A 24,921-nucleotide genomic window follows, 5' to 3' on the forward strand; every position below is an offset into this window, starting at 1 on the left:
CGTGGAAGATGTCTTTACGAGAGATTCTGCAAACCGATATGAAACAGGCCATGAAAGACCGGGAAAACGGCAAGCTTCGGCTGGCCGTTTTGCGTATGGTATGGGCTGCCATTCGGAACAAAGAAATTGACGAAAAGACAGAACTGAAGGATGACGCCGTTCTGGCTGTCATCATGAAGGAAGTCAAACAGAGAGAAGATACCATCAAAGAGGTCAAGGATGCCAACCGTCCTGATGTGGTGGAGAAAAATCAGCAGGAAATCGAAGTGCTGAAGAAGTATCTGCCTCAGCAGCTCAGTGACGAAGAGCTGAAGGCCATTGTAGCGGAAGCCATTGAAAAGACCGGCGCCAAATCCATGAAGGATATGGGCAAGGTCATGGGCACCGTAATGGCACGGACCAAAGGCCAGGCCAGCGGTCAGCGGGTCAACGCCATGGTGAAATCCCTGTTGGGCTGAGAGAAAAGAGAGAAGGGCTGTTGCATAAGCAACGGCTCTTTTTTTATGCTATAATGATACCAATACACACAGAAACACAGGTGATCTTATGGTAAACGAAAAAATGTATGAACTGGGTTCCAAAAAATCCACCATCCGGACCATTTTTGAATACGGCCAGAAACGAGCCAAAGAGGTGGGGGCGGAGAACATCTGCGACTTCAGTCTGGGCAACCCCAATGTGCCGGCGCCGGACTATATCAAGGATGCGGTCATCGACATCATGAACGAACTGCCGCCCCAGGCCATCCACAGCTATACGGTGGCTCCCGGGAAACCGGAAGTCCGGGAAACCCTGGCCAAAGACATCAATCGCCGGTTTGGCACCCATTTCACCGGGGCCAACCTGTTCATGGTGGGCGGCGCTGCAGCGGCCATTACCATCTCCTTCAAGGCCCTGGCGGAAGCGGGGGACAACTTCATCGCCTTTGCTCCCTTCTTCCCGGAATACCGGTGCTTTGTGGAATCCACCGGAGCCAGCCTGAAAGTGGTGCCGGCCCGGACGGAAGATTTCCAGATCGATTTCAACGCCTTTGAAAAACTGGTGGATGCCCACACCAAAGGGGTCATCGTCAACTCTCCCAACAACCCCAGCGGGGTGGTGTATTCGGAAGAAACCATCAAAAATCTGGCCGCGGTGCTGGAAAAGAAGGAAAAGGAATACGGCCATCCCATTTTCATCATCGCCGATGAACCCTACCGGGAAATCGTCTATGGGGATATCCAGGTGCCTTACATTCCCCTGTACTACAAAAATACCCTGGTGTGCTATTCCTACAGCAAATCTTTCTCCCTGCCCGGGGAACGGATCGGGTACATCGTGGTGCCCAATGAAGTGGCAGATTTTGCCAAAGTGTTCGGCGCCATTGCCGGGGCTGCCCGGGTGGAATGCCATGTGAATGCTCCGTCCCTGTGGCAGCTGGTGGTGGCCCGGTGCGCCGGGAAACCCTCCAACATAGCGCCCTATGAACGGAACGGCCAGCTGCTGTACCAGGGCCTGAAAGAAGCCGGATTCACCGTGCTGAAGCCCCAGGGGGCCTTCTACCTGTTCCCCAAATGCCTTGAAGAGGACGATTACGCCTTCTGTGAACGGGCCAAAAAGTACGATCTGCTTCTGGTGCCGGGGACGGATTTCGGCTGCCCGGGTTATTTCCGCGCCAGCTACTGCATCAGCTATGATACCATCAAAAAATCCCTGCCCCTGTTCAAGAAACTGGCGGAGGAATACAAATAAAACCATTTACCCATGAGGGACCAGTTTAGGGCGGGTTCCCCGGCGTGGAACCCCTGCGGAGCCGATGGACGGAGTCGGGAAGCTGTAGGGGCCGCACGCCGGGCGGCCCGCCCCTGTCTGTAAAAAGGAGGTCCACGCTGTGAGCGCCCTTTTGATGATCGTATCCTTTTTTGTCAACTATATGCTCCTGTCCCTGTGGAGCCCGTTCTTCCTGCTGCTGGCGGCATTCCTGCTGCCGCCCCAGACCATTCGCACCCTGGATGCCAATCCCGGGTGGCAGGAATGGCTGATGACGGTGCTGATCCTGGTACCGGGGCTGCTGATGCAGCTTCCCTTTTTCCAGCGGGTGATGATCTTTACCAGCGGCTGGAAATCCGCCCGGGGACCTTACCAACAGGTGCTGGAACAGGCCCTGGAACCGGTGATCCAACGGGGCGGGCTCCAGGGGGAAACCTTTCACCTGTATGTGAACCCGGAAAAATCCTTCAACGCCTGTGCCCTGGGGGACAACAACATCATTGTCAACGAGCCCATGTTCCAGTATTTTACGGTAGAGGAACTGTCCGGGATCCTGGCCCACGAAATGGGTCACCTGCAGAAAGGGCACACATGGAAGCTGCTGCTGCTCTGTGGCATGTCCACAGCCAACCGGGCCTGCTTCCGGATCTACAGCCTGTTCCTGGCCCTTCTGACGGTGCTCCAGTTCATCCCCATCCTGGGGTTCATCCTGGTGTTCTTCTGTATTGTGATGAACTTCATCCTCCGGTTGGGGAACTGGCTCCTGGGGTGGCCTCTTACCCTGTTCAACCGGTACTGCTCCCGGCAGGATGAATATGCCGCCGATGCCTACGCCTGCCAGCTGGGCCTGGGACCGGAACTGTACAGCGGCCTGGCCAAACTGGACAGCCTGTACCACAGTCCCCAGCTGGGGTTCTTCGGGAAAATGCTCTCCGACCATCCTGCCACCGATGACAGGCTGGAACGGATAAGAGAGCAGTGCGGAATGTGAGGAACGGAGAAAAGTACAAGGCCTCTGGCCGAACTCCACCACCGTCCTTTGCAGGGGACGGATAAGGAATGATATCAGGAGCCGTGAAAACGGCACCTGATTTTTCACGAAAAAATGTTGACAGGAACATAAGATAAGTGTTATAATCTAAAAATTTGACTTTCTGCTGCTTCCGTGCTACAATAAATACAGTTGTAGTTGTTGTATCGACTCTGTACGTAAGGAGGTAGCAGAATGTTTACAGTGGGAGACAAGGTGCTGTACCCCATGCATGGGGCAGCTGTGATAAAGAATGTGGAGCAGAAGCAGATCGACGGCCATCCGGTGAATTATTTCGTACTGAAGATGCTGCTCAGCGATATGAAGGTCCTGATCCCGGAAGTCAATGTGGATAAAATCGGGCTCCGCCCCATTGTGAACAAAGCCATTCTCCCCAAGGTGGAGGATGTGCTGAAGGCCCGCCCGGAAAACAAGATGAAGCGGATCACCTGGAACCGCCGGTACAACATGTACGTGGATAAAATGAAGACCGGGGACATCTTTGAAGTGGCCGATGTGGTCCGGACCCTGGCCGTACAGGAAACGGAAAAGAAACTGTCCGCCGGAGAACGGCGGCTGCTGACCACCGCCAAGCAGATCCTCCTCAGCGAATTCATGCTGGTGGAAAGCGTGGACGAAGAAAAAAGTGAAAAGTGGCTGGATCAATTTGTCTGAAAGGGGTGCACGAGAAGTGCATCCCATTTTTTACACTTTCTTCCAATTTCTGTTGCAATCTCTTTTCTTTATTTTCGTATTATTGTACAATAAAGTTTAGAATATTATACAAGGAGGTGAAACTATGGTTGAAAAAATCATCAAATTTGTCATTATCCTGATTTTCGCTGCCCTGGGTGTTTTCCTTATGGAAATCGCGACCCCTCTGCTGGGTGAATTTGTGTCTTCCGATACCCTGAAACTGGGCTTTCTGGGAGTGACGCCCCTGAATCTGATCATGGGGATCATCGGTGCCCTGATCTTCGGCTATATCGGCAAAGCAGCCGCCACGCCCCTGATCCATTACACCCTCCATTATTCCGAAATCCTGGCTTCCTATCTGGCTGATCTGCCCACCGGGGACATCTTTGTCCTGTCCATCGGAGTGATTACCGGGCTGATCGTGGCCACCCTGCTGGGGACGGCCTTTTCCCGGCTGCCCATTGTGGGACCCTATATTTCCCTGATCTTCAGCATCATGGGGGCCATCATCGGGGCCAAAGTGGCTTTGAACAAACGCGAGGATATCCTTTTATTCTTCAATCGAGTCTGGTTTGCCCGGAACAAGGACAATACCCGGAAAAACAATACTCGGAATGCTTCCCGCACTTATAAACTGTTGGATACCAGCGTTCTCATCGACGGCCGCATCCTGGATGTGATCCGCCTGGGCTTTTTGGAAGGGGTCATCGTGATCCCCAAATTCGTCCTGGAAGAACTCCAGAAAATCGCTGATTCCGGGGATACCTTGAAACGGAACCGGGGCCGGCGGGGACTGGACATCGTCCGGGCCATCCAGGCAGACAAGAATGCGGTGGTGGAAATCGCCGAGAAGGATTATGACGACATTACGGAAGTGGATACCAAACTGGTCCGTCTGGCCAAAGAGCGGGGCGGCATGGTGGCCACCAACGACTTCAACCTGAGCAAGGTGGCGGAAATCCAGGGAGTCCGGGTGCTGAACATCAACGACCTGGCCAATGCCCTGAAACAGTCCGTCCTGCCCGGGGAAGAACTCCAGATCTATCTGGCCAAGGAAGGCAAGGAACCGGGCCAGGCCATCGGGTACCTGGATGACGGGACCATGGTGGTAGTGGAAGGGGGCAAACGCTGCGTGAACTTCACCGTTCCGGTGACCGTAACCTCCGTGCTCCAGACTTCTGCCGGCCGGATGATCTTTGCCAAACTGAAATAAGATAAGGAATGATGGGATGAACAACGAATTGGTTTGCATCATTGCCGCCGCAGGTATGGGAAAAAGGCTGGGTTTGGGGTATAATAAAAATTATGCCTGTATCCGTGGCATCCCCATCCTGGTCCGCAGCCTGCACCAGATGAGCCAGGTGCCCGGCCTGGACCTGGCCCTGGTGGCCGTAGCCCCGGGAGAAGAGGAGGGGGCCCGGCAGCTGCTGGAAGAATGGCAGCCCCGGCAGTTCCCGAACCTGTCCTGGAACATCGTCACCGGCGGGAAAGAACGGCAGGACTCCGTGGCCAATGCCCTGGCCCGGCTGCCGGAAAATACCCAGTGGGTGGCGGTCCACGACGGCGCCCGTCCCTTTGCGGATCCGGAACTGATCCAGCGGGTCTGGGACAAGGCCCGGGAAACGGGAGCGGCTGTGGCGGCAGTGCCCTGCAAGGACACCATCAAAATGGCGGACCTGGAAAAATCCGTGGAACGGACCCTGGACCGGAGCCGTCTGTGGGCGGTCCAGACCCCCCAGATTTTCCGCCCCGGCCTGCTCCGGGAAGGCTTTTCTCTGGCCCGGGAGCAGCATCTGGATGTAACCGACGACGCCAGCCTGGTGGAAGCGCTCCGGAAAAAAGTGGGCCTGGTGATGGGCTCCTATGACAACCGGAAGATCACCACGCCGGAAGACCTGGACTGGGCCCAGGATCTGGCAGCACGCAGGGAGGGAAAGAACATGGAATTTCGAATCGGCTCCGGCTATGATGTCCATCGTCTGGTGGAAGGCCGTCCCTTGATCCTCTGCGGGGTCACCGTGCCCTGGGACAGGGGACTGGATGGCCATTCCGATGCGGATGTGGCGCTCCATGCCCTGATGGATGCCTTGCTGGGGGCGGCCGGCATGGGGGATATCGGGCGGCTGTTCCCGGATACGGATGATGCCTATCTGGGGGCGGACAGCCGGAAACTGCTGGCGGCTGTGCTGGAAAAACTCCGCGCTGCCGGCTGGCAGGTGAACAATGTGGATGTGACCATCATCGCCCAGCGGCCCAAACTGGCTCCCTATGAGCCGGCCATGCTGGAGAATCTGCTCACAGACCTGGGGCTGCCCCGGGACGCTGTGAACGTAAAGGCCACCACCACGGAAAAACTGGGCTTTACCGGCCGGGGAGAAGGCATCGCTGCCGAAGCCGTGGCCAGTCTTACAAGATAAAAACCTTTGGGAGGAAGATACAATGGAAAAGAAACTGAAAGTACGTTTTGCACCCAGCCCCACCGGGCCGTTCCACATCGGAGGCGCCCGTTCCGCTCTGTTCAACTGGCTGCTGGCCCGGAAGGAAAACGGGGTCATGCTGCTGCGGATCGAAGATACCGACCGGGACCGGTCCAAACCGGAATGGGAAGCCAACATCAAGGCTGCCCTGAAATGGCTGGGCATCGACTGGGATGAAGGCGTGGACGTGGGAGGTCCCAACGGCCCCTACCGCCAGATGGAACGGCTGGATATTTATAAAAAATACACTGACAAGCTGCTGGCAGAAGGCAAGGCCTATTACTGCTACTGCACCCCGGAAGAACTGGAAGCGGAACGGGAAGCCCTGACCGCCCAGGGGAAAATGCCCCGGTACATGGGCAAATGCCGGAACCTGACTCCGGAACAGCGGGCCGCCTACGAAGCGGAAGGCCGGAAACCCACCATCCGGTTCCGGGTACCGGAAAATGAAGACATCGTGGTCCATGATGAAGTCCGCGGGGATGTGCATTTCGATTCCAACGGCATCGGGGACTTTGTCATCGTGAAAAGCGACGGCATCCCCACCTACAACTACGCCGTGGTCATCGACGATGCCCTGATGGGGGTCAACTGCGTGATCCGGGCAGAAGAACATCTGTCCAACACCCCCCGGCAGCTGCTGCTGTACGATGCCCTGGGCTTTGAAAAACCCACCTTCGGCCATATTTCCCTGATCCTGGGACCGGACCACAAGAAGATGAGCAAACGGCACGGGGCCACCTCCGTGGATCAGTACCGGCAGATGGGCTATCTGCCCGATGCCATTGTGAACTTCCTGGCACTCCTGGGCTGGTCTCCCAATTCCGACCAGGAAATCTTCTCCCGGGAAGAACTGATCCAGCAGTTCTCTCTGGACCATGTGGCCAAGAACCCGGCCGTATTCGACATCAAGAAACTGAACTGGCTGAACGCCCACTATATGCGCCAGCTGTCCGATGAGGACTATGTGGCCTTTGCGGTGCCCTTCATGAAGGAAGCCGGCTACATGACCGGGGAAGAAACCGGCGAAAAGCTGGAATGGCTGAAGAAGGTCATCCTCACCGCCCGGGACCAGGCGGAATTCGGGAAGGAAATCCCTGAAAAAGTGGCCCTGTACTTCACCGATGAATTCGATTTCGAAACCCCGGAAGCGGAAGCTGTCCTGAAGGAAGAAACGGTGCCCCAGGTGATGGGCCTGTTCCTGGACAAACTGGCCGCTGCGGAAGGCCTGGACCATGCAGCCACCAAGGCCCTGTTCAAGGCCGTACAGAAAGAAACCAAACTGGGGGGCAAGAAAGTATTCATGCCCGTCCGGGTGGCTCTCACCGGCAATCAGCACGGACCGGAACTGGCGGAAATGATTCCCCTCCTGGGCAAAGAACGTGTGGCATCCCGGATCCGGGGCAGCCTGGCCAAAGCCGGCGTGAACCTGTAAGGAAAGGAGCTTCCTATGAGCATCCGTGTTTATAATGATATGACCCGGCAGAAAGAGGAATTCGTTCCTCTCCATCCGGGGAAAGTGGGGATCTATGTGTGCGGGGTCACCCCCTACAACCATCCCCATATCGGCAATGCCCGCCCCTTTGTGGTGTGGGATACCATCCGCCGGTTCCTGGACCACGAAGGGTACGATGTGACCTATGTCCAGAACTTCACCGATGTGGACGACAAGATCATCCGGGCCGCCAATGAAGAAGGGGTCACCTGGGATGTGATTGCCAACCGGTACATCAAGGCTTATTTCGAAGTGATGGACAAACTCCATGTGAAGCGGGCCCACATCTATCCCCGGGTTTCCGAACACATTCCCGACATCATCCACACCGTCCAGGAGCTCATCAACAACGGTTACGGTTATGTGGTGGACGGGGACGTGTACTACCGGGTGGAAAGATTCAGCCATTACGGGGAACTGTCCGGCCGGAAACTGGACGACATGATGGCCGGCGCCCGGGTGGACGTGGACGAACGGAAAGAGAACCCCATGGATTTCGCCCTGTGGAAATCCGCCAAACCGGGAGAACCTTCCTGGGACAGCCCCTGGGGCAAAGGCCGGCCGGGCTGGCACATTGAATGCTCCACCATGAGCACCAAATACCTGGGCAACACCCTGGATTTCCATGGCGGCGGCAGCGACCTGATCTTCCCCCATCATGAAAACGAAATCGCCCAGAGCGAAGGGGCCACCGGGGTCCATCCCTTTGTCCGGTACTGGGTCCACAACGGATTCATCACCATCAACGAAGAAAAAATGTCCAAATCCCTGGGCAACTTCAAGACCGTGTACGATCTGCTGAAGGAATACGAACCGGAAACCATCCGCTATTTCATCCTGAACACCCATTACCGCAGTCCCCTGGACTTCAGCCAGGAACGGCTGGCGGAAGCGGGACGGAGCCTGGAACGGCTGCGTACGGCTCAGAACAACCTGCAGGAAATCCAGCAGGTGATCACCGTGGGGCCGGATGCGGAAAGCCTGGCGCTCCGGGACAAAGTGGAAGAACTGCGGAAAGGGTTCTTCGATGCCATGAGCGACGACTTCAACACCTCCCTGGCCATCAGCTACCTGTTTGCCCTGGCCAAGGAAATCAACGTATACCACAATGCTATCATCAGCGGTGCCAAGAAGCCTGATGGCAAACTGGTGGAACAGATCGACAAGGCCTGGAAGGAAATGATCGGGGTCATCGGGATCCTGGAAAACCAGCCGGCTGCCAACGGAGAAGGGGGCGCGGTGAGCAACGAGGAAGCGGAAATCGCCGCCAGGATCGAAGAACGCCAGGCTGCCCGGAAAGCCCGGGATTTTGCCAAAGCCGATGCCATCCGTGACGAACTGGCTGCCAAGGGAATCATCCTGGAAGACACGCCCCAGGGCGTACGGTGGAAGAGAAAGTGAGATACGAACAGTATCAGCGGCTCCTGGACCATGTGCTGGCCACCTGCGGAGAAACCCAGACTATGCCGGAACCCCGGCTGATCCATCCGGTGGAACTGGCCTATATCGGGGATGCGGTGTTTTCCCTGTACGTGCGGATGCGGATCCTGCCCGTCAGCAGCCATGTACAGGTGCTCCACGATCTGGCCAGCCGGATGGTGTCTGCAGTGATGCAGGCCAAAGCCATGGACGCCCTGGAACCGGAACTCACCGAAGAAGAAGCCCAGATTGCCCGCCGGGGACGGAACACCAAAAGCACCGTGCCCAAAAGCGCCAGTGTCCGGGAATACCGTCAGGGCACGGCCTTTGAGGCCCTTATGGGCTATCTGTATCTCATGGACCGGAAAGACCGGCTCCAGGCCCTGATGGACCATTCCTTTGAACTGATCCGCCAGGCCATGGAGGAGGAAAGGAAACAGAAGAGAAAATGATGCACGTAAAACTGCTCCGCTATACCCCCGAACCGGACCGGACCGTGGCCATGAGCGCCCGGCTCTGCTATTCTCCCATCGGGGCGGCGGAACTGGAAAACAAAATGACGGACCAGGAAGTGGCCAGCCTGGTACGCCGGCTGGGCCAGATGGGGCATACCTCCACCTTTGAGCATGTAAGCTTCACCTTTGCCATCGAAGGGGTATCCCGGGTACTGACCCATCAGCTGGTGCGCCACCGGATCGCTTCCTACAGCCAGCAGAGCCAGCGGTATGTGAAGGAACATGATTTCGAGACCATCCTGCCGCCCACCCTGGCTGCCCGGCCCGAATGCAAAAAAGAATTCGAGGAGCTGTGCGGAAAGATCCAGGATTTGTACAACAAATGGACGGAGGCGGGGGTGCCGGCGGAAGATGCCCGGTATATCCTGCCCAACGCGGCGGAGACCAAGATCGTGGTCACCATGAATGCCCGGAGCCTGCTCCATTTCTTCCAGCTCCGGTGCTGCTCCCGGGCCCAGTGGGAAATCCGTGCCCTGGCCTGGGAAATGCTCCGGCAGGTGAAGGAAGTGGCGCCTATCCTCTTTGAAAAAGCCGGCCCCACCTGCGAAAGTGACCGGGTCTGCCACGAAGGGAAAATGAGCTGCGGACGGCTGGAAAAGCTCCTGGCCCAGGATGCCGCCAAAGCCGGGGAGAAGGCGTAACCGGCCATGGGGTACAAACCGATTGAAGAAATCCAGAAGGAAACCCGGGAGTGGGATTTTATCCGGGAGCTGCCGGACCAGGTGGGTCCGTTCACCAAAAAACTGGTGGATACCATCAGCGGCCAGGTGCTCACCATCTGCCGGTATGAGGCTCCGGAACTCCGGGCCAGACTGGATATCATCTACACCTCGGAAACTTTCGATTACATTGTGATCCACACCATGGGCATGAATTCCTATCGGGACATCCGGTTCATCTACAAGGACCGGGACGTGTTCGCCAAAAACGTCAGGGCCTACCTGCCCGGGATCCTCCACAGCATGGAAGACCCCACCAGTGTGAACCTGGGGGAACAGGTGGCCGAGCACGGGATCCTGACCTGGGAATACGGCAACCATCTGCCGGAAAAAATCGGGCCCTTTGAGCTGTATATCAAACCCGCCCATGCCATCGAGCACATCAACGGATCCATCATCCTCATCGATTATTCCGATTTTCAGCGGATGGACCAGCTGATCATCATGTACAACCGGCTGCGGGACCAGTTTTTCGGAGAGGTGAAGATCAATTCCGTGTTCCATGCGTCCATGGATTTTGACAGCCGGAACCTGAAAGAACTGGAAACCAAACTGAAAGAACACCTGGAACCCACCCTGCAGAAAGTGACCCAGGCAGATCATGATCTGTAAGAAGGAAATTGGAAATATCCGCCCATACAAGGGCGGGGGATAAGGAGAAAAAAGTCCTTGACTTTTTTCTCCTTATCTCTTATACTATACAAGTCGGCGCTTGAAGAAGACGCCGCAACGGCCCAGTAGTTCAGTTGGTTAGAATGCCGCCCTGTCACGGCGGAGATCGTCGGTTCGAGTCCGTCCTGGGTCGCCAATGCCTCGGTAGCTCAGTTGGTAGAGCAAAGGACTGAAAATCCTTGTGTCCGCAGTTCGATTCTGCGCTGAGGCACCATTCTTCAAGCGGAAGTAGCTCAGTGGTAGAGCATCACCTTGCCAAGGTGGGGGTCGCGAGTTCGAATCTCGTTTTCCGCTCCAATTTTTTATGGCGACGTAGCCAAGCGGTAAGGCAGAGGTCTGCAAAACCTTTATCCCCAGTTCGATTCTGGGCGTCGCCTCCAAATGAAAGTTAAAGAGGGTGTTGCATGTGTGAAAACCCACACATGCGGCACCCTCTTTTGTAACTGGTCATTTGGCCGCTGACAGTTGATGAGGCTGAACAGCCCCTTTTTACAGAAAGGACTTCCCATGCACCTGGAAACCCATTACGACCGCACCTATGCCCGCCTTACCCGGCCCTTCCGGACCCGCCCCTGGGCCATCCGGGGCCTGTTTCTTCTGAACGGGGGCCTGGTGATCCTCATGTACATCGCCTATCCCCTGCTTCTGTGGCAGCTGTGGCAGCAGGGCGGCCTGGCCGGTAATACCGCCCTCCAGAAAGCCTTCTGGATCCCGGCCCTTTCCTTCCTGCTGCTCACCCTGGTCCGCAGCAAAATCAACCGGCCCCGGCCCTACGAGTTCTGGACCCTGCAGCCCCTGCTGCCCCGGAACAAGCAGGGAGAATCCTTCCCCAGCCGCCATGTGTTTTCCTCCACCATCATCGCCATGACCTACCTGTACTTCCAACCACCCCTGGGCCTGGCCTTCCTGGCCGTCAGCCTGGCCAGTGCGGTGGTAAGAGTCCTGGCCGGCGTCCACTATCCCAGCGATGTGGCAGCGGGAATGGGGGCGGGGGTTGTGGCCGGACTGCTGCTTTGGGCTCTCGCATAACCCCTGGGCGCCAGAGCAGGCCATCTGCTTTGTCAGGAGGGATTTGTAAGCTGGGCATGTACCACTTTGTACTATGCCAAACTTACAAATCCCTCCTTTCGCGTATCTGGGCACATCTGCCGCGCCTGGAGGAATCCGGGAGGCCATCCGCATTCGCGCATCTGGCCCCATCTCGTGTGCCTGAAAAAATCGTAGATTGCTTCATGCCGAATCCGTAGGGGACGCAGGCCCGGCGGCCCGCCTGCAGTACCGCATAATAGGACTGCACGTCCCAAAGTCCGCCCCGGGAGGGGCGGGGGACCATGCGCAGCATGGTGATGGGGGCATCGGCAACAGCCGATATTTTGCAGGCCCCCTGGACAACAGAAGAACATGGTCCAGCAGCCGGTACAATATCCAAACCGGACAATCTGACGTCTTTATCAACTGTCGCGATGAACGATATATCTTTAAACCAGGCGTTTTTTTACACCGGGAATATGGTATAGTAGAAGAAGTAGAAGAAGAAAATATCATCCTCTTCCGTTATCTATAGCTTTTCGACAACAGAGAACTTCCCCATATAGGGAGAATGGGAGACCATCATTATCGTTCTCGCGGGAGTCAAACAGACCTACAATCTGGAAGCTTCCATAATCCTGCAAGTGCGAGAGGGAAGCGAACAGAAAGAACAAGCATCTGGAAACGGGAACTGGAAAATCTGGAAACCGCCTTTCGCGGAAAAAGATGGAAGAACTTGAGAAACTCAAGCTGGCCCGTCTGACGTCGCCCCCCGTATGGGGGCGTGGATTGAAATCGCCTCAGTAGCCTGCATGGTGGACAGGCTCTGGTTCGCCCCCCGTATGGGGGCGTGGATTGAAATAGCCAGACCATCGCCCCGATTTTAGAGCAATACGGTCGCCCCCGTATGGGGGCGTGGATTGAAATTCGTATGGTAATCCGGCGGGGAGCCTTTGTGGGTGGATGGGTATAGGTTTCTTTGCCTTGACAGAACCCCCTACCCGCTGACGCGGGTCCTTTCCCCCTTTCAGGGGGACACAGGTAGGGACGGGCGTCTGGCGGGGCGCCGGGCCTGCGCCCCCTACGGCATCGCAATGGGTCAATGATGAAGGGTTTACCGAGAACCTGTTGATACAGACTTCCCCGCCCTTTTCCTTCATTTCCCCGGGTTTTTATGGTAAAATGAAAATTATATCCAAATACCCATTCTGTTGTGCAAAAGGAGCCTCTTTATGTTCCATACGGCCTTTTCGGAATCCGATCCCGATTCCTTCATCCATCATCACCTGAATTATTTCCTGCCCACCATCTATACCATCACCGACTGGGTGATGATCCTGCTGGCGGAATTCCTGGCGTACCACCTGCGGGGGGCTGTTACCGGGAACACCCATTTCCATATGCCCTGGCTGAACTTCTGGGTGGCCTTTCCATTGCTTTTCCTGCTGTTTTTCCGCCAGGGGGGCATCTACACCAAGCATCTTGGGTACTGGAAGCTGCTGGAAACCATTTTCCGGGCCTGTACCTATGCGGCCGGGGCCATTGTGGTCTTTGTGTACCTGTCCCATATTTCTGCCAGCACCTCCCGGCTTTTCGTAGGACTCCTCTGGATCTTTTCCATTATCCTGGTGACCCTGTTCCGGTACTTCTTCACCCATGTGCTGAACTGGGCTGGGGTGGGGAGTGTTCCGGTGCTCCTGGTGGGGGCCGGAAAAACGGCCCGTCTGGTGCTCCAGGGCATCCGGGACGACATCGGTCTCAACTTCAATGTAATCGGTTATGTGGATGACGCCGGTCCTCAGGAAGAAAACGTGGGAAACCTGCCCTATCTGGGCACCTTTGGCCAGGTGGTGGAGGTCATCGAAAAGACCCAGGTCCAGGATGTGTGCATTGCCGTGCCTGGGATGACTCCGGAAAAACTGAACCGGCTGATCCATGTGATCCAGCCCCATGTGCGGAATCTGTCCTTTGTTCCGGATCTGATCGGTCTGCCGGTGAACGGCATTGAAGTGGATTCCCTGTTCAACGAACGGCTGATGTTCATGAGCCTGAAGAACAACCTGGCCCGGTCCTACAACCGGGTCATCAAACGAATCTTTGACCTGGTGCTGACCACCATCGGCGTGGTCCTTCTGAGCCCCATTTTCCTGCTCCTGGCCATCCTGATCAAGCTGGATTCCCGGGGCCCTGTGATCTTTGCCCATAAGCGGATCGGCAAGGGGGGCAAGCTGTTTCCCTGTTTGAAGTTCCGGACCATGTGCGTGGATGCGGATCAGAAACTGAAAGAATACCTGGCGGCCAATCCGGAAGCCCGGAAAGAATGGGAAGCGGAATTCAAGCTGAAGGATGATCCCCGGGTGACCCGGGTGGGGAAAGTGCTGCGAAAAACCAGTCTGGACGAACTGCCCCAGCTGTTCAACGTACTTATCGGCCAGATGAGCCTGGTGGGCCCCCGGCCCATTGTCACGGCGGAAATCCCCAAATACGGGCCCTACATCAAGGACTTCTACATGGTCCATCCCGGCATCACCGGCATGTGGCAGGTGAACGGCCGTAGCGACACCACCTACGAAGAACGGGTCCAGATGGACTCCTGGTACGTCCGCAACTGGGGCGTATGGCTGGATATCATGCTGCTGTGGAGGACGTTCGGGGTAGTATTGCAGCATAAGGGAGCGTACTGAGAGGCGGTTTTAGATAGAGGTCAGATTTGTTTATAGCCACCAAGCTGACGTCTGACTTCTGAAAGGCCCGAAGAGCCGGTCTGACTTCTTTATACTTATAGGGAGGAAAAAACAATAAGCACACTTTCTGAAAATGTCATTTCGCAATTCTATGAATTCGTCGATAAAAAAACGGGGGGCACAATCTGGAATCTGATGAACAGCTGGAGGCTCTGTTGAAGGAATTCATGGAACAGTACAATGTCAGCTTGGATGATGCACCTCCTTTGTCCAAAGAGGATGCCAAAACCGTTTACGACTGGCTGGAACTGTCCGATCAGCAAAAAACGAAAAAAGCCAAGCGAGAATGCCTGGAAAAAGCCAAAGAACTGGATCCCTTCGATGTGGATGTCCTTATGCAGCTCTTGCTATAGGAAAAGAAACAGAAATGGGAATACATTCAGGAAGTCAAAAAATCCTGGATCTGGGCAAAGAAAACCTGAAGCGGCAGAAATTGTACAAAGAATCCATGGGGAATTTCTATATGGTCATTGATACCCGTCCCTATATGCGGGCCATGCAGTATTATTTTGAACTCCTTGAGAGTTGCTGCATGATCCAGCAGGCCATTACTGTAGCCAGAGAAATGCTCAAACTAAACAGGAATGACAACCAGGGGATTCGTTTTTATCTGATGGCCCTGCATGTATACAGCGAAGACGAATTCAATGCCAGTAAGCTGATTCAGGAAAATAAAGGGGAAGAAAATCGTTGTTTCTTTGCCATGTCCATGGCGCTCCTGAAATTCAGACAGGGAAAATGGAAAGAAGCTCAAGTTATTTTAGAACGGCTTAAGACCCAGTACAATGGATTCCAGAACTTCCTTCGGGATGCTGCAGCAGGAGGAAACGTATTCTATGAAGGTGCCAACATGAATTATTACCAACCCTTCACTCGCAGCGAACTGATTACTATGGTGCTGGACTTCCACTTCCTCTGGGACGGAGCCCAGGAATTCTTCCACTGGGCCAAAACCGTCATGAGCCCGGCGAAGAAGAGAAGAGGGAAGAAAAACAGTGCAGAGTGAAGAGTGAAGAGCATTGGACGGCCTGGATCGACGGCTCCATTGCGGAACCGTAGGGGCCGCACGCCGGGCGGCCCGCCAACTGCACCAACCTTCGTTGGAAATCCGCAGGGGCTGAACCAGACGGGTGCAGCCGTGTCGCCCGGTCAGCCCATTTAGCTTTTGTCTTTCCATTCTTGCCCACAACTTTAACATCCACGCTCCTATTTGACAAAAAATCAGCATGCGTGTAAAGTTCGGTCCAGGATAGCAGTCGCAATCACTGAATCGCTCATGAATTCACCCCAGTCGCTGAAATACTTGTTGCTGGTCATAATTATGGTGCCCCGCTCATAGCGGGCGCAGATAATCTGGAACAGCAATTCTGCCTGCTGCCGGCTCAGCTGCATATAGCCAACTTCATCTGTTACCAGGATATCTGGTCGGGCGTAAAATTTGCATCGCCTGGACAATAGACCTTTTTCCCGGCGCTTCTCCAGATCTTCAATAAGGTGGGCTAATGTAATGAAGTATGCGGTTTTACCATGGTGCAAGGCTTCTACCGCAAACGCAGTGGCCAGATGCGTCTTGCCCACTCTTGGCGGGCCCAGCAGAATCAAGTTTTCACTCCGTTCCACAAAAGCAAGCGTACGCAATTCCTGGATTTGCTTCGGGTTCAGATGATCGTGCTCATCTGGTTTTACAGCCGTAAGTAGTAGACCCCACGTATGCGGGGTGATTCCTTGGTATATGCATATCGTTGATTTCCGTTAGCCATGGAGGGGTGCGGATATTTTTGACCTTACACCGCACTGCCCTGCATCTTACGATATTGTATTGGAAGCATACTGCCAGGGGAAACTTGAATCCGTGTTTTCCATGGAACTGGAGCATTTGGCACGAAATGCAGAATATGGAATTCCCATGACCGTGGAAATGGAGAAGGAGGCGGAAACAATGTGTGATTATGGCAGAGGCCTTGCCAGGAAATATGCGGAAAAAGGTAGGGCAGAGGGCTTGGAAAAGGGCCTGGAAAAAGGCATCCAGCAGGAGCGCAACAGCAACATCCTCGGCATGCTGCGGGAAAAGATCCCCATGGAGACCATCGCCCGCATCACGAAAGTATCGGTGGAGCAGATCCGGGAACTGGGAAAATTGAATGGTATGTTGTAAAGGACAAGCAGGGCTGCGGCCCTGCTTTCTTTATGAAGACTGCGATTGCGGGCCGACCAGAAGGGCGGCCCCTACGGCGTTGGAATTATCGGTTCATCCAGCCGCCATAGGGGTCGATTGTCCTGTTCGACTCGCCTGCGTCTTTCTTCCATTGCCTTTTCTCCGTGCGAAACGTATAATGGTAATATTATGGTTGACTATAACTCAAGATGTCGGTTTGCCCCGGAAAAGAAGTCAGACCGCTCCCTAAAGGGAGCTGAAAGAAGTCAGAAGTCAGCTTGTCTGGCAATAAGACATAGGATAGTAATGCTATGTCATACAAAGGTGTAGAATTTACACAAAAGTAGCGGTTGGATGTAGAATCGAATTGCTTGCACTACCAAGCTGACATCTCGAAGCCCGTAAGGGCTGAGTCTGACATCTGACATCTTTATAGACGCAGACATCTCGAAGCCCGTAAGGGCCGAGTCTGACATCTGGCATCTACTATAAGGAGAGAATTCATGAAATACAACTACCTCATCGTCGGCGCCGGCTTGTATGGCGCCGCTTTTGCGCAGCAGGCCCGGGAAGCAGGCAAATCCGTCCTGGTCATCGACAAGCGGCCCCAGATTGCCGGCAACGTGTATACCCGGGACGTGGAAGGCATCCATGTGCACCAGTATGGCGCCCACATCTTCCACACCAACAATAAGGAAGTATGGGACTACGTGAACCGGTTTGCCACCTTCAACCGCTTCACCAACTCCCCAGTGGCCAACTACCATGGGGAACTGTTCTCTCTGCCCTTCAACATGTACACTTTCAACAAAATGTGGGGTGTGGCGACACCGGAAGAAGCCACTGCCAAAATTGAGGAACAGAAGCGCCAGGCGGGGATCACCAACCCCCGAAACCTGGAGGAACAGGCCATTTCCCTGGTGGGTACCGACATCTACGAAAAACTAATCAAGGGGTATACGGAAAAACAGTGGGGCCGTCCCTGCACAGAACTGCCGGCTTTCATCATCAAACGCCTGCCGGTGCGGCTGACCTTTGACAACAACTACTTCAATGCCCTGTATCAGGGCATCCCTGTGGGCGGGTACACCAGACTGGTGGCCAATATGCTGGAAGGCATCGAAGTGCGCCTGAACGAGGATTATCTGGAGAACAAAGAAAAATGGGATGCCCTGGCGGATAAAGTGGTCTATACCGGTCCCATCGATGCTTATTTCCACTATGAATATGGTCCCCTGGAATACCGCAGCGTCCGGTTTGAAACAGAACTGCTGGATAAACCCAATTACCAGGGCGTAGCCGCCATGAACTACACCGACCGGGAAACACCCTGGACCCGGATCATCGAACACAAATGGTTCCAGTTCGGCAAAGACGATAACGGCAACGACCTGTCCAAAACCGTCATCAGCCGGGAATACAGCTCCGAATGGAAAGTAGGGGATGAACCCTACTATCCAGTAAACGATGAGAAGAACAGCGCCCTGTATCAAAAGTACAGACAGCGTGCCGCAGACGAGAAAAATGTCCTGTTCGGTGGCCGGCTCGGAGAGTATAAGTATTACGATATGGATGCAGTCCTTGGAGTCGCACTGGCTGCGGCAAAGGAAGAATTGCGTAAGTAGTACTATTGGATTGCCCCGTTAGTTAAGAAGTCAGACCGCCACGAGGATAAAGATGTCAGACCGCTCCCTAAAGGGAGCTGAAAGAAGTCAGATGTCAGCTTGATTGGTGATAAGTAGTAGGATATTATTGCTAATCCGGACTAAAGTGAAGAATTTACGCAAATGTAACGGTTAGAGGCAGGGCCGAACTGCCCACACTACCAAGCTGACATCTCAAGGCCGAAGGCCGGCTCTGACTTCTGACATCTTGAAAAGGATGGTGAGATAATTGTTCTTCCAAAAGATGATTGTATGGGATAAAGCAAAAAAATTGACCATTGATACCTATCGACTTGTAAAATTTTTACCCAAAGAAGAATTGTACTCCTTATCTGACCAGATGCGACGCGCTGCCATTTCTATCATATCCAATATTGCAGAAGGTTCTGGTAGAGTCACGGCTCGAGAAACTCGCTATTTTTTGGGCATTGCCCGTGGATCTGTTAACGAGCTTCATGCGCAACTGATAGTCTGCCAGGAACTGGAATATCTGACTCAAGCGCAAGTCAAACCGCTGATGGCGTTGTCAGATGAAGTAAGAAGGATGCTGACGTCACTTATAGCGAAAGAGTCTTATGACTAGGATAAAGAAGTCAGACCGCCCCTGAGGGGGCTGAAAGATGTCAGATGTCAGCTTGCTCTGGATAAGAAGTCAGAGCGCTCGCTTTGCTCGCTTAAAGATGTCAGAAGTCAGCTTGTCTGGCGATAAGATGTAGGCTAGTACTACTAAATTGGACAAAAGTGAAGAATTTATGTAAAAGTAGCGGTTGGATGTAGAATTGAACTACCCGTACTACCAAGCTGACTTCTCAAGGCCCGTGAGGGTCGCTCTGACATCTGACATCTCATAAAACTACCGTATCTACAACGACGTTGCTAATCGACATACGCCGTTTCAAAAGAAAGGAACGAAACCAATGGACCTCAAAATCCTCATTGCCGCCCATAAACCCTACTGGATGCCCTCCGACCCTGTTTACCTGCCTTTGCAGGTGGGGGCTGAGGGAAAATCTTTGATTCCGGGATATACGCCGGACAACACCGGGGACAATATTTCCTCCAAGAATCCCCATTACTGCGAACTAACCGGATTGTACTGGGCCTGGAAGAATCTTTCCTGTGAGTATATCGGCCTGTGCCATTACAGACGGTACTTCGGCCACCAGGTCCATACGGACGACCTGGAAAAGAAAAAGGCGGCCATCTTCAGCGGTGCCGATTACGAAAAGCTGCTGGGCCAGTATGATGTGATCCTGCCCGTAAAGCGGAACTATTACATCGAAACTGTGCGCAGCCAGTACGAACACGCCCATTACAAAAAAGACCTTGACGAAGTGGAAGCCATCATTGCCGAAAAATATCCCCAATACAGCGCTGCTTTCACCACCGTCATGAACCGGCGCAAGCTCCACATCCTGAACATGTTTGCCATGAAAAAGACCCTGTTCGACCAGTACTGCAGCTGGCTGTTTGATATCCTGTTCACCCTGGAAAGCCGCATCGACATCAGCAGCTACAGCCCTTATGAAGCCCGGATCTACGGCTTCCTGTCCGAACGCCTCTTTAACGTCTGGCTGGAAAAACAGGGGCTGAAAGAAGTGGAAGTGCCCGTGGTATTTTTGGAGAGAGTGGACTGGCCGAAGAAGATTCGGGAGTTTTTGGCCCGTAAATTTCTTGGTAAGAAGCAGTAAGAGAGGTCAGACCGCGCATGTAAAGAAGTCAGACCGCCCTTGACGGGGCTGAAAGATGTCAGATGTCAGCTTGTTCACTGAAATATTTATTGTTTTTTGTGAATCCGGACAAAATGACTTATTTTTGTCAAGTTTGACAGGAAACAGATTCAAACGATTTCAAACGATTCCGGTGATACTGGAGGGATGCGCCGAAGGAAGATAGGTAATATCTGTCAGCAGTACCATGCGAGGGCCATAGTCCTCAAACTGGCGCTGCAGCAGGTTATCGGCCACCGTATTGGTCTTCAGGGCTTTCGCCAGCTGCCGATAGGGATTCGCCTTCCTGATGGGGCAAAGCAGGTGGAACTTTTTCATCAGACGACGGATTTTCTTCACATTCATAATGACGGGCGGATCCATGTGGAGCAGCTCCATATAGATGCTGCGGGCGTCCTTCTTGTACCCTCGTCTTTTGTAAGCGGCAAGGATCAGTTCAAAGTCCTTGCGGTCCTGTTCTTCCTGGGCCTGCCGAAATGCTTCCGCCTTTACCCAGGCATAATAACCGCTTCGGGACACGCCTGCCATCTTGCATAAACTGCTGATGGAAAGTCTGTTCTCGCTGGTACTTACCGTCTTTTCTATGATTTCGAACACACAAGAGGAATCGTTCATGAGCAGAGAACCTACCTTTTTGTGTTCTTGATCGCGGAAATTTTTTTTAATATTCCACTTCCTGCCGCAAGTATTCAACTTCATGTCTGAGGGCCTTAATGTCATCTTCAGGCTTGACCTTGGCGGCGGTGTCAGACCTGTCGGCGGGTCTCCTGCCTTCATAGAAACAACCATATTTGGCATATTCCTCTTTGATATGCTGGAGAGCACCGCCAATGCGTCTTTCGCCCAGCACAGCAGGGTCAAAGCCGTATTTTTTGAAGACGTCTTTAGGATAGACTCCTTCCATATATTCGGTGTAAAAGATTTCTTTAAAGGACTTCCTCAGGACCAGGGTAGAGCGGCTTACGCTATACACATAAGGGTTCTGGCGCAACGCTGCAATCTGCTCCTCAGTAAAAAGTTTTCTGCTCATGTGGATTCTCCTTGGCTTTATTGGATTTGAGGATACCACATGCATATGATTGTGTTCAATAGGTTGGGTCCAAAAATGAGCACGCCAATTTTAAAGGATTCAAATTGTAGCCTGTCCAATTTTGTGGGCAGGTGCTACTCTTAAAAAGTGTCCACACTTATGGGGACAGTATAGATCCATTGTGGGGACAGTCATTAGTTGCTAACAGACAACCTATAGACTTTTTGAAAAAACGCTATAATTTTTCCAATAAATGGAATTAAAACTTGAAATATATCCTGTATACGATAAAATATGAGTAAGAGGAGGTGTGGTTATGCTGATAAAATATTGGATCGAGAATTATAAATCTTTTTATAAGCGGGCAGAATTCCATATGCAGCCTGCACCTCGGCTGCAGCAGCTTTCTTACAGCGTATTGAATGAAAAGGCGGGAAGGAAAAAAGTTCGTGGACTTTGCTCCAGTGTAGTCTATGGACCCAATGCGGCAGGAAAAACATCTTTCCTAGGAGCCTTAGAAGTCCTGAAAGCCATCGTCCTGGAAGGGCATATCCGGGATAAAGAACGGATGACCAATAATATCAGTGTCAATCAGTTGAAATACATTCCCAATATCCGTTACTTTTTATCTGGAGATAAAATCATTAAACCAGTAACCTTGGGAGTAGAAGCCGTAACAGAGGGACTGCTTTTTTCTTACGAAATCAGTTTCCAATGCGAAAATCTCCTCAACAGTCATATAGAACGGGAAATCTTATCAGAATCACTTTCTGTAAATGGTAAAGAAATCTATATCCGCAAAGGGAATAAGGTCAAGTTTGTGAATAGAGTTCCCATGGCATATCGGAATGGAACTGAAGAATTGAAGGGGATTTCCAAGCTCTCCCTGCAGACAGAACCTACGGAACTTTTTCTTACAGGAAATTTCAAAGCTTTTTACAGTTCCAAACTGGTCAAACTGATCAGAGACTGGTTTACCAACAAACTCTTCATTGTCTATGAGGCTGCCTTTGTAGATATTCTTCCCAATCTGGCAGATAACAGATCCAATGCCTCTTTTGGCATGATCAATGATTTGGCAAAAGCCATCGGCAGCAGTGCCAATGAAATGGTCTATATCAATGATCCAGACGGACAACCCAAATTGTTTTCCGAATTTGGTACACCTAATAAAAAAGTGTTGATACCGGCCAACCAGTTCGAATCCCTGGGTACCCGCCGGATTGTAAGCATTTTTCCTGCTATTGCCAAGGCATTTTTAAATGGAGCAACCCTTTTGGTCGATGAGCTGGATGCCAGTATCCATACCATGGCCATTATCAGCCTCATCAACGTATTCCATAATGATGAAATCAACAGGAATCATGCGCAGCTGATTTTTAATACCCAGAATCCTATTTATTTGAACCGGAATATTTTCCGGACAGACGAAATCAAGTTCGTAGATAGGAATGATGAAACCCATTGCAGTGAACTTTATGCATTGTCAGATTTTGGCACTAAAGGAAGCACCAGAGCAAAAAACACCAATAATTACATGACCAACTATTTTGTAAATCGTTACGGAGCTATCCGTAATATTGATTTAAGTGATATTTTCCTAAAAATTTTGGAGGAACAGGATAACAAGTAAGGGAAGTGACGATGTGCAAAGAAGAGCATCCAATCAGTATTATTTCTTGGTTGAAGGGGAATGTGAAGAACGTTATTTGCGTTGGCTTCAAAACTTGATTAATCAGGAACCGAATCGGATTGTGAATGTATCTTTTACCATAAAGCGGGATGTGAAAATGGTAAGCTGGGTCAAGCACTTATCCCTTATGGGAAAGACCCGAATTGTCCAGGTTGTCGATTATGAAGGAAACCAGCCCAATGATCGCCAGACATTTTTGAATATGCTGGACGACATGCATCAGGCGTCTCGGATAAAGCAGGTTGACTGTCAACTGGGTTATTCGAATCTCACATTTGAACTATGGATTTTGTTGCATAAAATTGATTATAGAACTCCCTTAACCACCAAAGCACAGTATCTGGAACAACTAAACAGGGCGTTTCATAAGAATTTTGAGACGTTGAAAAAGTATAAGCAGGAAAAGAATTTCCAAAACATTTTACAGAATATCACTTTGGATGATGTAAAAAAGGCAATTGCCAGAGCTGAAAGAATAAGAAAATACAATGAGGAAAATTTCCATAAAGAGGTTTATAAAAGGAAATATATTTATTTTAAGGACAATCCCGACTGTTCGCTCCAGGAGGCGATAAAAGACGTGCTGACAGAGTGTGGACTGATGAAAAAAGGATAAAAGCCAAAACAGTCACTAGCCAACAGCCGAAGAAAGGAATCCGCTGGGGCAGATTCCAGGAATGGTGTAACCAAGTGCAGAGTGAAGAGTGCAGAGTGAAGAGCAGGGACGGCGTAAATCGGTCGATCCGTTGCAAAACCGTAGGGGCCTCACGCCGGGAGGCCCGCCCAGGGGGCAGACTGGCAATCGTAAAAGATTTTTGTCGATTTATGTTAATTCTGCTATATGGAATGAATCGGTTTATAAATGAAACGGCAATCAATGATTTTGAAGTTTCAATGGTTCAAAGTAACTCATCTATTAATTTGTCTCAGTTGGAGAAAACTCTCCCTTTGGCTAAAGCTGAAGTTATCAAAGACGCAGGAATTCCTACAGAAAACTCAAATGCATCAGTAAAAACCAAAAATATTATAAAGTTTGGAGTCTTGGGGCTATTACTTGGATATGGGATTAGTTTGGTAAGATATTGCGCTTTGATCTTGAGATAAAGATTTTAACCCTGGTATTGATTTTAAGAGGTATAAAATGTCAAATATAATTGCGGTAATTTGGGACTTTGATAAAACTTTGATCAATGGATACATGCAAGATCCTTTTTTCGCGGAATATAATATTGATCCTCAACAGTTTTGGAAAGAAGTCAACGAATTACCCATTTTATATAGGGAAAAGGGAATTCAAGTTAATGCTGATACGATTTATTTGAATTACATGATTCAATATGCAAAAAAGCATAATTTAACAGATCTTAATAATGAAAAACTAAAGAGTTATGGCTCAAAGCAAAATTTCTATCCCGGGGCTTTGGATTTGATTCAATATTTGAATGATGGAGTTCTGAAGGAAAACAACAAAATATATGATGAATATGGTATTAAAGTAGAAAATTACATTGTGAGTACAGGAATCAAGAAGATCATTGAGGGATCAGAGGTCGCACCTTTAGTAAAAAAAATATGGGGATGTGAATTTATTGATAATAATACTTTAGACGAAAATTTGGAGAATGGTATGATTTCTGAAGTAGGGTATACGATTGATAACACTACGAAAACAAGAGCTATTTTTGAAATTAATAAAGGCCTTGATATAAATGTAAATGACAAGATGCCCGAAGAATTAAGAAGGGTAAAGTTCCAGAATATGATTTATATTGCAGATGGTCCAAGTGATATTCCTGCATTTTCTCTCGTAAATAAAAATGGAGGGGCTACATTTGCAATATACCCGAAAGGAAATATAAATGCTTTTAGGCAAGTAGAAAAGATGCGAAAAGATGGTAGAATTAATATGTTTGCAGAAGCCGATTATCGGAGAGATACCACTGCTTATATGTGGATAACAAACAAAGTTAGAGAATTTGCTGATCGGATTTATAAGAGTGAGAAAAATAAATTAGAAAGTGCAGTATCTTCTGGACCGCGTCATATTATACAAGAATAAAAAACACGATGTTATTTTTCTGTTTAAATTAGACGAATAGAGAAA

At 51.5% G+C, this 24,921-nt stretch carries 27 protein-coding genes and 4 tRNA genes; 28 read left to right on the forward strand and 3 right to left on the reverse strand.

Annotated elements, in window-relative coordinates:
* The first annotated feature begins 8 nt into the window (after positions 1 to 8).
* The 20 genes from ACFER_RS03745 to ACFER_RS03835 all read left to right on the forward strand — a co-directional run bounded on the left by ACFER_RS03745 (position 9) and on the right by ACFER_RS03835 (position 15,551).
* Entirely contained in the window at positions 9 to 458 is a 450-nt protein-coding gene (locus ACFER_RS03745) for a GatB/YqeY domain-containing protein (RefSeq protein WP_012938096.1), read from the forward strand.
* An 88-nt stretch (positions 459 to 546) separates the two neighbouring features.
* Positions 547 to 1,731, forward strand: a complete 1,185-nt coding sequence (locus ACFER_RS03750) for a pyridoxal phosphate-dependent aminotransferase (RefSeq protein WP_012938097.1) — start codon at positions 547 to 549, stop codon at positions 1,729 to 1,731.
* A 139-nt stretch (positions 1,732 to 1,870) separates the two neighbouring features.
* On the forward strand, positions 1,871 to 2,740 hold the full coding sequence (locus ACFER_RS03755) for a M48 family metalloprotease (protein WP_012938098.1): 870 nt from the start codon (positions 1,871 to 1,873) through the stop codon (positions 2,738 to 2,740).
* A gap of 234 nt (positions 2,741 to 2,974) precedes the next feature.
* Positions 2,975 to 3,454 carry a CarD family transcriptional regulator gene (locus ACFER_RS03760; protein ID WP_012938099.1) on the forward strand — a complete coding sequence of 160 codons (480 nt, stop codon included), beginning with the start codon at positions 2,975 to 2,977 and terminating at the stop codon, positions 3,452 to 3,454.
* A gap of 124 nt (positions 3,455 to 3,578) precedes the next feature.
* Positions 3,579 to 4,688: a PIN/TRAM domain-containing protein gene (locus ACFER_RS03765; protein WP_012938100.1), complete on the forward strand. Its 1,110-nt coding sequence runs from the start codon at positions 3,579 to 3,581 to the stop codon at positions 4,686 to 4,688.
* Between the two features lie 16 nt (positions 4,689 to 4,704).
* Positions 4,705 to 5,892: a 2-C-methyl-D-erythritol 4-phosphate cytidylyltransferase gene (gene ispD, locus ACFER_RS11900; RefSeq protein WP_012938101.1), complete on the forward strand. Its 1,188-nt coding sequence runs from the start codon at positions 4,705 to 4,707 to the stop codon at positions 5,890 to 5,892.
* A 22-nt stretch (positions 5,893 to 5,914) separates the two neighbouring features.
* Positions 5,915 to 7,387, forward strand: coding sequence for a glutamate--tRNA ligase (gene gltX, locus ACFER_RS03775; protein ID WP_012938102.1), 1,473 nt, complete (start codon positions 5,915 to 5,917; stop codon positions 7,385 to 7,387).
* A gap of 15 nt (positions 7,388 to 7,402) precedes the next feature.
* Complete coding sequence (gene cysS / locus ACFER_RS03780; protein ID WP_012938103.1) at positions 7,403 to 8,848, forward strand: cysteine--tRNA ligase; 1,446 nt, start codon at positions 7,403 to 7,405, stop codon at positions 8,846 to 8,848.
* The gene (locus tag ACFER_RS03785) at positions 8,845 to 9,318 is read left to right on the forward strand and encodes a Mini-ribonuclease 3 (RefSeq protein WP_012938104.1); all 474 of its coding nucleotides are present in this window, start codon (positions 8,845 to 8,847) and stop codon (positions 9,316 to 9,318) included. The genes cysS and ACFER_RS03785 overlap by 4 nt, the downstream gene beginning before the upstream one ends.
* Complete coding sequence (thyX, locus tag ACFER_RS03790) at positions 9,318 to 10,022, forward strand: FAD-dependent thymidylate synthase (protein ID WP_176767952.1); 705 nt, start codon at positions 9,318 to 9,320, stop codon at positions 10,020 to 10,022. The genes ACFER_RS03785 and thyX overlap by 1 nt, the downstream gene beginning before the upstream one ends.
* 6 nt (positions 10,023 to 10,028) lie before the next feature.
* On the forward strand, positions 10,029 to 10,712 hold the full coding sequence (locus ACFER_RS03795) for a hypothetical protein (protein ID WP_012938106.1): 684 nt from the start codon (positions 10,029 to 10,031) through the stop codon (positions 10,710 to 10,712).
* A 119-nt stretch (positions 10,713 to 10,831) separates the two neighbouring features.
* Positions 10,832 to 10,908 (forward strand) — tRNA-Asp (locus ACFER_RS03800).
* Between the two features lie 2 nt (positions 10,909 to 10,910).
* Positions 10,911 to 10,986, forward strand: a tRNA-Phe gene (locus ACFER_RS03805).
* 8 nt (positions 10,987 to 10,994) lie between these two features.
* Positions 10,995 to 11,069 (forward strand) — tRNA-Gly (locus tag ACFER_RS03810).
* 9 nt (positions 11,070 to 11,078) lie between these two features.
* Positions 11,079 to 11,152: transfer RNA gene (locus ACFER_RS03815), tRNA-Cys, on the forward strand.
* Between the two features lie 127 nt (positions 11,153 to 11,279).
* On the forward strand, positions 11,280 to 11,801 hold the full coding sequence (locus tag ACFER_RS03820) for a phosphatase PAP2 family protein (protein ID WP_012938107.1): 522 nt from the start codon (positions 11,280 to 11,282) through the stop codon (positions 11,799 to 11,801).
* Positions 11,802 to 12,103: 302 nt separating this feature from the next.
* On the forward strand, positions 12,104 to 12,289 hold the full coding sequence (locus tag ACFER_RS11340; RefSeq protein WP_148213912.1) for a hypothetical protein: 186 nt from the start codon (positions 12,104 to 12,106) through the stop codon (positions 12,287 to 12,289).
* 744 nt (positions 12,290 to 13,033) lie between these two features.
* Complete coding sequence (gene wbaP, locus ACFER_RS03825; protein WP_012938108.1) at positions 13,034 to 14,485, forward strand: undecaprenyl-phosphate galactose phosphotransferase WbaP; 1,452 nt, start codon at positions 13,034 to 13,036, stop codon at positions 14,483 to 14,485.
* Positions 14,486 to 14,700: 215 nt separating this feature from the next.
* Complete coding sequence (locus tag ACFER_RS03830) at positions 14,701 to 14,898, forward strand: hypothetical protein (protein ID WP_012938109.1); 198 nt, start codon at positions 14,701 to 14,703, stop codon at positions 14,896 to 14,898.
* A complete protein-coding gene (locus ACFER_RS03835; RefSeq protein WP_148213913.1) occupies positions 14,832 to 15,551 on the forward strand; it encodes a hypothetical protein in 720 nt (239 codons plus the stop codon). The genes ACFER_RS03830 and ACFER_RS03835 overlap by 67 nt, the downstream gene beginning before the upstream one ends.
* 215 nt (positions 15,552 to 15,766) lie before the next feature.
* Here the strand turns inward: ACFER_RS03835 and ACFER_RS03840 are convergent, their stop codons facing one another.
* Positions 15,767 to 16,285 (reverse strand): ATP-binding protein, encoded by a 519-nt coding sequence (locus ACFER_RS03840; protein ID WP_081443253.1) that lies wholly within the window; start codon positions 16,283 to 16,285, stop codon positions 15,767 to 15,769.
* Between the two features lie 112 nt (positions 16,286 to 16,397).
* On the opposite strand from ACFER_RS03840, the gene ACFER_RS03845 reads away from it, so the two are divergent.
* From ACFER_RS03845 to ACFER_RS03860, 4 genes are all read left to right on the forward strand, one after another.
* Positions 16,398 to 16,700, forward strand: a complete 303-nt coding sequence (locus ACFER_RS03845; protein ID WP_049763442.1) for a hypothetical protein — start codon at positions 16,398 to 16,400, stop codon at positions 16,698 to 16,700.
* Positions 16,701 to 17,203: 503 nt separating this feature from the next.
* A complete protein-coding gene (glf, locus tag ACFER_RS03850; RefSeq protein ID WP_012938112.1) occupies positions 17,204 to 18,325 on the forward strand; it encodes a UDP-galactopyranose mutase in 1,122 nt (373 codons plus the stop codon).
* Between the two features lie 268 nt (positions 18,326 to 18,593).
* Complete coding sequence (locus ACFER_RS03855) at positions 18,594 to 18,947, forward strand: four helix bundle protein (RefSeq protein WP_012938113.1); 354 nt, start codon at positions 18,594 to 18,596, stop codon at positions 18,945 to 18,947.
* 334 nt (positions 18,948 to 19,281) lie between these two features.
* The gene (locus ACFER_RS03860) at positions 19,282 to 20,055 is read left to right on the forward strand and encodes a DUF4422 domain-containing protein (RefSeq protein WP_012938114.1); all 774 of its coding nucleotides are present in this window, start codon (positions 19,282 to 19,284) and stop codon (positions 20,053 to 20,055) included.
* 159 nt (positions 20,056 to 20,214) lie between these two features.
* On the opposite strand, the gene ACFER_RS03865 is transcribed toward ACFER_RS03860, so the two are convergent.
* Positions 20,215 to 20,709 carry a transposase gene (locus ACFER_RS03865; protein ID WP_012938115.1) on the reverse strand — a complete coding sequence of 165 codons (495 nt, stop codon included), beginning with the start codon at positions 20,707 to 20,709 and terminating at the stop codon, positions 20,215 to 20,217.
* Positions 20,710 to 20,755: 46 nt separating this feature from the next.
* Positions 20,756 to 21,124, reverse strand: coding sequence for an HTH domain-containing protein (locus ACFER_RS10785; protein ID WP_012938116.1), 369 nt, complete (start codon positions 21,122 to 21,124; stop codon positions 20,756 to 20,758).
* A gap of 316 nt (positions 21,125 to 21,440) precedes the next feature.
* Between ACFER_RS10785 and ACFER_RS03875 the strand changes: the two genes are divergently transcribed.
* The 4 genes from ACFER_RS03875 to ACFER_RS03890 all read left to right on the forward strand — a co-directional run bounded on the left by ACFER_RS03875 (position 21,441) and on the right by ACFER_RS03890 (position 24,876).
* On the forward strand, positions 21,441 to 22,757 hold the full coding sequence (locus ACFER_RS03875; protein ID WP_012938117.1) for an AAA family ATPase: 1,317 nt from the start codon (positions 21,441 to 21,443) through the stop codon (positions 22,755 to 22,757).
* A gap of 13 nt (positions 22,758 to 22,770) precedes the next feature.
* The gene (locus tag ACFER_RS03880; protein WP_041666096.1) at positions 22,771 to 23,433 is read left to right on the forward strand and encodes an RloB domain-containing protein; all 663 of its coding nucleotides are present in this window, start codon (positions 22,771 to 22,773) and stop codon (positions 23,431 to 23,433) included.
* A gap of 209 nt (positions 23,434 to 23,642) precedes the next feature.
* Positions 23,643 to 23,921 (forward strand): hypothetical protein, encoded by a 279-nt coding sequence (locus ACFER_RS11345; protein ID WP_148213916.1) that lies wholly within the window; start codon positions 23,643 to 23,645, stop codon positions 23,919 to 23,921.
* Positions 23,922 to 23,958: 37 nt separating this feature from the next.
* A complete protein-coding gene (locus ACFER_RS03890; protein WP_012938119.1) occupies positions 23,959 to 24,876 on the forward strand; it encodes an HAD family hydrolase in 918 nt (305 codons plus the stop codon).
* Positions 24,877 to 24,921: the final 45 nt, after the last annotated feature.

The sequence above is a fragment of the Acidaminococcus fermentans DSM 20731 genome (genome assembly GCF_000025305.1).
Classification (GTDB): Bacteria; Bacillota; Negativicutes; order Acidaminococcales; family Acidaminococcaceae; genus Acidaminococcus; species Acidaminococcus fermentans.

Bases quoted from the DNA above. Each gene is read 5' to 3' on its own strand.
- ACFER_RS03745 (WP_012938096.1), top strand. From the start codon at position 9: ATGTCTTTACGAGAGATTCTGCAAACCGATATGAAACAGGCCATGAAA.
- ACFER_RS03750 (WP_012938097.1), top strand. From the start codon at position 547: ATGGTAAACGAAAAAATGTATGAACTGGGTTCCAAAAAATCCACCATC.
- ACFER_RS03760 (WP_012938099.1), top strand. From the start codon at position 2,975: ATGTTTACAGTGGGAGACAAGGTGCTGTACCCCATGCATGGGGCAGCT.
- ACFER_RS03765 (WP_012938100.1), top strand. From the start codon at position 3,579: ATGGTTGAAAAAATCATCAAATTTGTCATTATCCTGATTTTCGCTGCC.
- ispD (WP_012938101.1), top strand. From the start codon at position 4,705: ATGAACAACGAATTGGTTTGCATCATTGCCGCCGCAGGTATGGGAAAA.
- gltX (WP_012938102.1), top strand. From the start codon at position 5,915: ATGGAAAAGAAACTGAAAGTACGTTTTGCACCCAGCCCCACCGGGCCG.
- cysS (WP_012938103.1), top strand. From the start codon at position 7,403: ATGAGCATCCGTGTTTATAATGATATGACCCGGCAGAAAGAGGAATTC.
- thyX (WP_176767952.1), top strand. From the start codon at position 9,318: ATGCACGTAAAACTGCTCCGCTATACCCCCGAACCGGACCGGACCGTG.
- ACFER_RS03795 (WP_012938106.1), top strand. From the start codon at position 10,029: ATGGGGTACAAACCGATTGAAGAAATCCAGAAGGAAACCCGGGAGTGG.
- ACFER_RS03820 (WP_012938107.1), top strand. From the start codon at position 11,280: ATGCACCTGGAAACCCATTACGACCGCACCTATGCCCGCCTTACCCGG.
- ACFER_RS11340 (WP_148213912.1), top strand. From the start codon at position 12,104: ATGCGCAGCATGGTGATGGGGGCATCGGCAACAGCCGATATTTTGCAG.
- wbaP (WP_012938108.1), top strand. From the start codon at position 13,034: ATGTTCCATACGGCCTTTTCGGAATCCGATCCCGATTCCTTCATCCAT.
- ACFER_RS03835 (WP_148213913.1), top strand. From the start codon at position 14,832: ATGCCTGGAAAAAGCCAAAGAACTGGATCCCTTCGATGTGGATGTCCT.
- glf (WP_012938112.1), top strand. From the start codon at position 17,204: ATGAAATACAACTACCTCATCGTCGGCGCCGGCTTGTATGGCGCCGCT.
- ACFER_RS03860 (WP_012938114.1), top strand. From the start codon at position 19,282: ATGGACCTCAAAATCCTCATTGCCGCCCATAAACCCTACTGGATGCCC.
- ACFER_RS03865 (WP_012938115.1), bottom strand. From the start codon at position 20,709: ATGAACGATTCCTCTTGTGTGTTCGAAATCATAGAAAAGACGGTAAGT.
- ACFER_RS10785 (WP_012938116.1), bottom strand. From the start codon at position 21,124: ATGAGCAGAAAACTTTTTACTGAGGAGCAGATTGCAGCGTTGCGCCAG.
- ACFER_RS03875 (WP_012938117.1), top strand. From the start codon at position 21,441: ATGCTGATAAAATATTGGATCGAGAATTATAAATCTTTTTATAAGCGG.
- ACFER_RS11345 (WP_148213916.1), top strand. From the start codon at position 23,643: ATGTTAATTCTGCTATATGGAATGAATCGGTTTATAAATGAAACGGCA.
- ACFER_RS03890 (WP_012938119.1), top strand. From the start codon at position 23,959: ATGTCAAATATAATTGCGGTAATTTGGGACTTTGATAAAACTTTGATC.